General features: G+C 66.1%; 9 protein-coding genes. 3 read left to right on the top strand and 6 right to left on the bottom strand.

The annotated features are described in order from the left end of the window. Positions 1–223 (top strand): 2-hydroxymuconate tautomerase (locus VLE48_07250; GenBank protein ID HSA92790.1); only part of this gene is annotated, 223 nt, incomplete at its 5' end. Positions 224–298: 75 nt separating this feature from the next. Here VLE48_07250 and VLE48_07245 read toward each other — a convergent pair. Together VLE48_07245 and VLE48_07240 are read right to left on the bottom strand one after the other, a co-directional pair. Continuing rightward, on the bottom strand, positions 299–583 hold the full coding sequence (locus VLE48_07245) for a putative quinol monooxygenase (GenBank protein HSA92789.1): 285 nt from the start codon (positions 581–583) through the stop codon (positions 299–301). 8 nt (positions 584–591) lie between these two features. After that, entirely contained in the window at positions 592–1,932 is a 1,341-nt protein-coding gene (locus tag VLE48_07240) for an adenylosuccinate synthase (GenBank protein HSA92788.1), read from the bottom strand. A 183-nt stretch (positions 1,933–2,115) separates the two neighbouring features. Between VLE48_07240 and mutM the strand changes: the two genes are divergently transcribed. After that, positions 2,116–2,928 carry a bifunctional DNA-formamidopyrimidine glycosylase/DNA-(apurinic or apyrimidinic site) lyase gene (gene mutM, locus VLE48_07235; GenBank protein HSA92787.1) on the top strand — a complete coding sequence of 271 codons (813 nt, stop codon included), beginning with the start codon at positions 2,116–2,118 and terminating at the stop codon, positions 2,926–2,928. Between the two features lie 137 nt (positions 2,929–3,065). Continuing rightward, the gene (locus VLE48_07230) at positions 3,066–4,076 is read left to right on the top strand and encodes an ROK family protein (GenBank protein ID HSA92786.1); all 1,011 of its coding nucleotides are present in this window, start codon (positions 3,066–3,068) and stop codon (positions 4,074–4,076) included. Positions 4,077–4,121: 45 nt separating this feature from the next. Here the strand turns inward: VLE48_07230 and hisC are convergent, their stop codons facing one another. Genes hisC through VLE48_07210 form a run of 4 tightly spaced genes read right to left on the bottom strand, consistent with a single transcriptional unit; the run spans position 4,122 to position 7,624 of the window. After that, on the bottom strand, positions 4,122–5,249 hold the full coding sequence (hisC, locus tag VLE48_07225; protein HSA92785.1) for a histidinol-phosphate transaminase: 1,128 nt from the start codon (positions 5,247–5,249) through the stop codon (positions 4,122–4,124). 4 nt (positions 5,250–5,253) lie between these two features. Further along, positions 5,254–6,048: a pseudouridine synthase gene (locus tag VLE48_07220; protein HSA92784.1), complete on the bottom strand. Its 795-nt coding sequence runs from the start codon at positions 6,046–6,048 to the stop codon at positions 5,254–5,256. A 41-nt stretch (positions 6,049–6,089) separates the two neighbouring features. After that, positions 6,090–6,758 carry an SMC-Scp complex subunit ScpB gene (scpB, locus tag VLE48_07215; protein ID HSA92783.1) on the bottom strand — a complete coding sequence of 223 codons (669 nt, stop codon included), beginning with the start codon at positions 6,756–6,758 and terminating at the stop codon, positions 6,090–6,092. A 47-nt stretch (positions 6,759–6,805) separates the two neighbouring features. Further along, entirely contained in the window at positions 6,806–7,624 is an 819-nt protein-coding gene (locus VLE48_07210; GenBank protein HSA92782.1) for a segregation/condensation protein A, read from the bottom strand. Positions 7,625–7,644: the final 20 nt, after the last annotated feature.

Here is a 7,644-nt window from a genome sequence, read left to right as displayed (position 1 = left end):
ACGCGTTCACACGGAAGAGGCAAGAGAGAAGACGATGCCGCACGTTGAGATCACGTTCCTGAAGGGCCGCACGCTGGAACAGAAGCGCAAGCTGGTGAAGCGGGTGACCGACGCGCTGGTGGAAGAGGCCGGAGCGACGCGCGAAGCCGTTTCGGTCGCCATCGTCGAAGTGGAGAAGGAAGATTTTGCGCGCGGCGGTGTCCTGATCGCAGACCGCAAGTAGATCCAGCATCAAAGCTCACCACCCTTCGGCTACGCTCAGGGCAGGCTTCGGACACGCAGGGCGCACAAGGCGCGCCTAGAGCGGCCTGTAGAGGTTGGCGTCGGTGCGGTCGGCGACCCTGGGCAGCTCGCCGCGGGCGATCTCCAGAAAGTGCGGCGTGGCGCGATGCGCTTCGAGCGCGGCGTCGTCCTTGTATTGTTCGTAGACCAGGAAGCGGGCGGGGTCGTCGCGGTGACGCTGCGCGACGTAGAGCAGGCAGCCGGGCTCCTTGCGTGATTCTTCCTGCAAGGTGCGGAAGAGGCGCGCGACCTCATCTTCCTTGCCGGGCTTGGCGGTCCAGCCGACGACCAGGATGACCATGCTGTGCTCTATGCGCCGCGCGCCGTTTTGGGCGCGGTTGTAGTACCCAGGGTTTCCACGAAACCTTCTGCGAAGATGGTCCGGTCCCGCTCGGGGCCGGTAGAGACCATGCCGATGCGCGCGCCGGTTTCCTTTTCCAGGAATTCCAGATAGGCGCGAGCCTGGGCGGGGAGCTTCTCCAGGGTACGCGCGCCGGAGGTAGGCTTCTGCCAGCCGGGCAACGTCTTGTACACGCACTCGACCTTCTCGAAGCCAGCGGCCTGCGACGGCACTTCCGCCATCTTCTTGCCGTTGATCTTGTAGCCGACGCAGACGGGGATTTCCGCCAGGTCGTCGAGCACGTCGAGCTTGGTGACCACGAGCGACTCGATGCCGTTGATCATGACGGCGTAGCGCAGCAGCGGCAAGTCGACCCAGCCGCAGCGGCGCGGCCGTCCGGTGACGGCGCCGTATTCGTTGCCGCGGTTGCGCAGGCGGTCGCCCGCGTCGCCTTCCAGTTCGGTGGGAAAGGGACCGCCTCCGACGCGCGTGCAGTACGCCTTGGTCACGCCGAGGACCATGGAGATGGCGGTGGGCGCGACGCCGGTGCCGATCACCGCGCCGCCCGAAGTGGCGCTCGAGGAGGTGACGAACGGATAGGTGCCGTGGTCGATATCCAGCATGGTTCCCTGGGCGCCCTCGAACAGCACCGACTTGCCGTCGCGAATGGCGGCGTTCAGCAGCATGGTGGTATCGGCGACGAAGGGCGCGATCTCACCCGCGGCTGCGGCGTACTCGGCGTACATCTTGTCGGGATCCAGCGGCTCGGAGTTGAAGAGCGCATGCGCGATCATGTTCTTTTCCCGGCATGCGTTCTCGATGTGAGTCTTGAGCAGAGCCGAGTCGAGCAGGTCGGCGACGCGCAAGCCGCGGCGGCCGGCCTTGTCCTCATACGACGGCCCGATGCCGCGCGAGGTGGTGCCGATCTTGACGCGCCCGGGCGCGTTCTCGGAAGCCAACTCCAGCATGCGGTGGTAGGGCAGGATGACGTGGGCACGGCTGGAGACGAACAGGTTGCCGTCCACCTTGACTCCGGCTTCGCGCAGCGCGGCGACCTCACGCAAGAAGGCGACGGGGTCGAGCACCACGCCATTGCCGATGACGCTCTTGCAGCCTGTCCGGAGCACGCCGCAGGGAACGAGCTGCAGAATGAACTTTTTGCCGCCGATCAGGACGGTGTGTCCGGCGTTGTGGCCGCCGGCATAGCGGGCGACCACGTCGAAGCGCTCGGAGAGCACGTCGACGATCTTGCCTTTGCCTTCGTCGCCCCACTGGGCGCCGACGATGACGGCGGTTCTTCCTCTGCTCATACGAGAGTTGCCACTCGGAATTCGCACACATCTTGCCCGTCGGGCCTAGCTGGAATCTATGAGATGCAGGGGAAAGACGGGAACAGCCGTGTGCCGAGGAATGATAAACCATGGAACGCACGACGACCAAGCGAATCGTGACCGTGCGCGTGAGAGAATCGATGGCCTACCGGAGAGGACGAAGTGCCTGAGCTTCCCGAGGTCGAGACGATTGCGCGCGGACTGGCGAAGCGCGTGACCGGCGACGCCATCGAATCGGTCTGGATCGGCGAAAAGCCAGAGCCGCTGAGATCGCCGGCGAAGCAGATTGCGGCGGCGCTGAACCAGGCGCGCATCGCGGGCGTGCGGCGGGTAGGGAAGCACATCGTGTTCGATCTGAGCCGGCTGCGCAAACGTTCCGCGCAGAGTCAGTTCATTGTTCATCTGGGCATGACGGGAAAGCTGCTGGTAGTGCCGGCAGATGCCGAAGTGGAGCGGCACACGCACGCCATCGTGCGGCTGGCTTCGGGACGGGAACTGCGCTTCGTGGACCCGCGGCGGTTCGGGCGGCTGGCCGTAGCGGAGCGCTTTGAGGGCACCGGCGCGGAGCCGCTGGACATCGGCTTCGAGCTGTTCACGGGCCTCTTCCGCGGAAGACGGACGCCGATCAAGAACGCGCTCCTCAATCAGAAGCTGCTGCGGGGCGTGGGCAACATCTACGCCGACGAGTCGCTGTTCCGCGCCGGGCTGCGTCCGCGGCGAAAGGCGACGCGGCTGACGCGCGACGACCTGCGCCGCCTGTATGACGCGTTGCAGCAGGTGTTGAACCAGGCGATCGCCGCCGGGGGTTCTTCCATCTCCGATTACGTGGACTCGGAGGGAGACCCGGGCTCGTTCCAGTTCGAGCACCGCGTCTACGGGCGGGAAGGCGAGCCTTGTTCGGTATGCGAAGCGCCGATCAAGCGGGTGGTACTGGCGGGAAGAAGCGCGCACTATTGCCCGAAGTGCCAGAAGTGATTGTCGAATTTGCGAATTGTCGAAGTGCCGAATTGAACTGCGCCTGATTCGGCCGCATTCGCAGGTTTCAGTTCGGCAATTCCCCAATTCAACAATTCGCGAATCCCTCGAGAATGTCGTGGTAGTCTCTCTCGTCCATGTCCTCCTTCGCCATCGGCGTCGATCTGGGCGGCACGAACCTGCGTATTGCAGCAGTGGCCGACGACGGGCGAATCCTCGAAAAGGTGACCACTGGAACCGAGGTAGCGCGCGGGCGCGACTCCGTGCTGGACGAGATGTGCGGCGCCATCGGGCGGCTGGCTGCGGGTATCGCCGGCGGGCGGAAGCTGGCGGGGATCGGCATCGGGGTGCCGGGCATCATCGACATGGAAACCGGCATGCTGCACGAGTCGCCCAATCTGCCCGGCTGGCACAATTACCCGGTGCGCGACGAGATCGAGCGGCGCCTCAAGACACGCGTGGTGCTGGAGAACGACGCCAACTGCGCCGCGCTGGGAGAAGCCTGGGTAGGAGCGGCGCGCGGCTCTTCCGACATGTGCATGATCACGCTGGGTACGGGCGTGGGCGGCGGAATCGTGCTGGGCGGACGCATCTGGCACGGCATGACCGGCATGGCCGGCGAGCTGGGCCACATCACGGTGGTGCCGGACGGCGTTCCCTGCGGCTGCGGCAACCGCGGCTGCATCGAGCAGTACGCCTCGGCCAGCGCGGTCGAGCGCATGGCGCGCGAAGTGCTTGCCGAGGCCCGCGCCGAGACCGCGCGACCCGGGGGGAAGGCCTCCGAATGGACGTCCAAGGCGGTGTTCGAGCAGGCAAGGCGTGGAGACAAGCAGGCGCAGGGAATCTTCGACACCGTGGGGCGCATGCTGGGAGTGCTGATTGCCGACCTGGTGAACGCGCTCAACCTGCCGATGTATGTGATCGGCGGAGGCGTGGCCGGAGCCTGGGAAGCGTTCTCCCCAGCCCTGTTCGAGGAAGTGATGAAGCGCTCGTTCGTCTACGCGGCGACCGCGCCCCAGGGAGGGAAAACCCGCATGCGGACCGAAATCCGGCGAGCGGAATTAGGCTCGGACGCGGGATTGATCGGTGCGGCAAGGTTGCCGATGGTTCCGGCGGAACGCGAGGAGCATTTGCAGACGCGAGGATAAAGCCTTTTCACCGCACAGACCGCAGGAGACAGATCGCGGAGTCGGCTACCTTACGGGCGCGCGTTCCATCACCTTCTTGAGCGCGGCGACGAACCTCTGATTCATTTCCGGGGTGCCAACGGTGACGCGCAGGGCGGTGGGCGCGCCCCAGGCAGTGAGCGGACGCACAATGACGCCTTCCGCCTGCAGGCGGCGGGCGAGTGCGGCGGCGTCCTCGGCGACGTCGAAGTAGATGAAGTTGGCAGCCGTGGGGACGGAACGGATGCCGAGCTCGCGGAACTGCTGGCCGAGCCAGGCTACGCCGCTTTCGTTCATCTCCAGCGAGCGGCGGATGTGAGCTTCGTCATCCAGGGCGGCCAGCGCGCCGGCTTCGGCCACGGCGGAAATCGAAAACGCCGTACGCAGGCGGGCGAGGCATTCGACCAGCCGGGGAGAGCCAAAGCCGTAGCCGACGCGCGCCCCCGCCAGGCCGTGCGCCTTGGAGAAGGTGCGCAGCACGATCAGATTGCGTCCCTGGCGAACATAGTCGAGCGAGTGCGAGTACTCCATGCCGCGCGAGCGCGCATAGTGTGCGGCGTAGTCGCAATAGGCCTCGTCAAGGACCACCAGGACGTGGTCCGGCACGCGGTCGAGAAAGGCGTCAGTAGCGGCGGCGTCGAACAATGTGCCGGTCGGATTGTTGGGATTGGCAAGGAAGACCAGGCGGGTGTCGCGAGTGATGGAGCGAGCGACGGCGTCGAGGTCGAAGGCATCGTCGCGCATGGTGACTTCCACCAGCGTGCCGCCTGCGGCGCGCACCGCGATGGGATAGACGATGAACGAGCGCTGGCTGGTGACGGCGTTGCAGCCGGGCGCGAGCAGCATGCGCGCCAGCAGGTCGAGGAGCACCGTGGAACCGTCGGCGACGATGACGTGCTCGGCGCCCAGGCCGTGGCGCTCGGCCAGGCGGAGGCGGAGGTCGGAGGCGTCGTTGTCCGGGTAATAGTTCGTTTCCGCCACGGCGCGCCGCATGGCCTCCATCGCGCGGGGCGACGGGCCCAGAGGATTCTCGTTCGACGACATCTTGATACAAGCGACGCCGCTTTCGCGTTCCGCCTGCCGGATGGGCTTGCCGGGAATGTATTGCGCCAGGGCGCGGATGTGCTCCGGGATAAAGTCTTCGATCGAGGCCATGGGCTCAGTCTTTTTTATCACGAGCGCGGGGAGCGCGAAACCTGCCGGAGGCGGCGGCGCGCAGGCCGGCGACCTCGGCGGGCGTAAGGGCACGCGACGCGCCCGGCGGGACGTCCAGCTCCAGCGGGCCGTACTTCACACGCCGGATCTTCTCCACGTGATGGCCGATGGCTTCGAACATGCGGCGGATCTGCCGGTTGCGTCCTTCGATGAGCGTGACCTCGTACCAGGGATTGGGCGCGTCATGCAGCAGCTTGACGCGGGCCGGAGCCGTGGTGGCCGCAGGCAGCTTGCGGCCGGAGCGCACCGGGTCGTGCGCGCCGCCGATGCGTATGCCGGAACGCAGGCGAGCGACAGCTTCCTCGCCCGGCTTTTTGCCGACCTTGACCAGATACGTTTTAGGAACATGGGACGCGGCGCGGGTCAGCAAGTTGGCGAGTTCACCGTCGTTGGTGAGGAGCAGCAGGCCTTCGCTGGCATAGTCGAGCCGTCCGACCGGGAAGACGCGCGCGCCGGCGCCGCGGACCAGGTCGAGCACCGTGGGACGGCCCTCGGGGTCACGGGCCGTGGTGACGTAGCCGCGCGGCTTGTTCAGCAACAGATAGACGTGGCGCTCGGCGGCGCGCAACAGCTTGCCATCCACCCGGACGTGGTCATGCTCCGGGTCGGCCTTGGCGCCGAGTTCGGTCACGACCTTCCCGTTCACCTGCACGCGGCCTTGCGTGATCAGTTCCTCCGCCTTGCGGCGTGAGGTTACGCCGGCGGCGGCGATGATCTTCTGCAGGCGGATGACGGGCATCAAGGTTGGTTTTACCACAGAGACGCGGAGAACACGCGGCGCTATGACTCCGGAGCGGGCGTGCTTTCGGCCGGTGCTTCCTCGGCATCCGGGACGCCGGTGGCGTCGGGCACGGCGGAGGGAGCGCCGAACAGATCCGCTTGCACGGTCTGGCCGGTGACCTCCTCGAACTCCTTGAGGCTGGGCAGCTCGCCCACGTCCTCGAGGCCGAAGCGCAACAGGAATTCCTTGGTGGTCTTGTAGAGGATGGGCCGGCCGACCACCGCCTTGCGTCCGGCGGTGGTGATGAGCTTGCGATCGAGCAGGGTGGCGATGACGGCGGAAGAATCGACGCCGCGGATCTCGTTGATCTCCGGGACGGTGACCGGCTGTTTGTAAGCGATGACGGAGAGGGTCTCGAGCGCGGGCAGGGAGAGCCGCACCGGCGGCTTCAGGTTCTTGACGAAGGCGCGCACCACGTCATGGTGCTCGGGCCGGGTGGACATCCTGTAGCCGCCCGCGACCTGGCGGATCTCCATGCCACGGTCGGCGGCAGCGTACTCGGCCGTGAGTTCGCTGACGACGCGGCGAATCTCTGCCTTGAGGGCGGCGGCCTCCGGGGGCGCGCCGTCCGCGGTGGGGCGGTCCTTGAGCACGGCGACCAACTGGTCAAGCGTCACCGGTTCCTCGGCGGCGTAAATGATGGCTTCGATCTCGGATTTCAGGCTCATGAAATTGTGGCGTCCCTACGGGACCCGCTCCGGATGACGGCGCAAAGCTACCTCCAGTCGTCGCGCACGGCGGCGCCGTCGCTCAGCACGGTGTCAAACATCTCGTGCTTCTTTACGTAAATCTCGCCGAAGATGCGGTCCTGGCGCAGCAGGATGGCTTGCAGGCGGACCAGCTCCAAGAGCGCCAGGAACGCGCAAACCAGCGCCTTGCGCGAGCGCACCGGCTGCAGCAGGCTGGTGAGGCGCAAAGCGCGGTCCTCGAGCAGCAGGCGGCGGCGCAGGTAGTCGATCATCTGCGAGACCGTGACCGCGTCCTCGTCCACCTGCAGCACGGGGCGGTTGCGGGCGCGGTCGAGAATGACCTGGAAGGTGCGCACCAGATCGACCACATCGGCAGCAAGCTCCGGTTCCGTGCCCTCGGCTTCCTCGAACTCCTTCTGCGCCGGGTTCGACCAGGTGGCGTTCTCGATCTGCTGCTTCTGCAGGAGCATCTGCGCCGCGGTCTTGAACTTTTCATGCTCGAGCAGGCGATAGACCAGTTCGGCGCGCGGGTCTTCCTGCTCCTCCGCGGGCCCGTTGGGGTCGCGGGGCAGCAGCATCCTCGACTTGATGTGGATGAGCATGGCCGCCATGTAGATGAACTCGGCGGCCACGTTCACGTCGAGCTGCTTCATCTGCTCGACGTAGGCGAGATACTGCGCCGTGATCTGCGCGATAGGAATGTCATAGATGTTGATGTCCTGCTTGCGGATGAGATCGAGCAGCAGGTCGAGCGGGCCGTCGTACACCTGCCCGATGGTCACCGCGAACGGGAAATCGCTGGCTTCCGCGGGCGGACGGGGCGCGGGTTGAGTCGGCTCGGGCATTCGGTTCATTGTAGGGTGAT

Source organism: Terriglobales bacterium, from assembly GCA_035454605.1.
GTDB lineage: Bacteria > Acidobacteriota > Terriglobia > Terriglobales > Acidobacteriaceae > DATMAB01.
The sequence above is the reverse complement of the archived record's forward strand: the minus strand, read 5'-3'. Positions and strand labels throughout refer to the sequence as shown.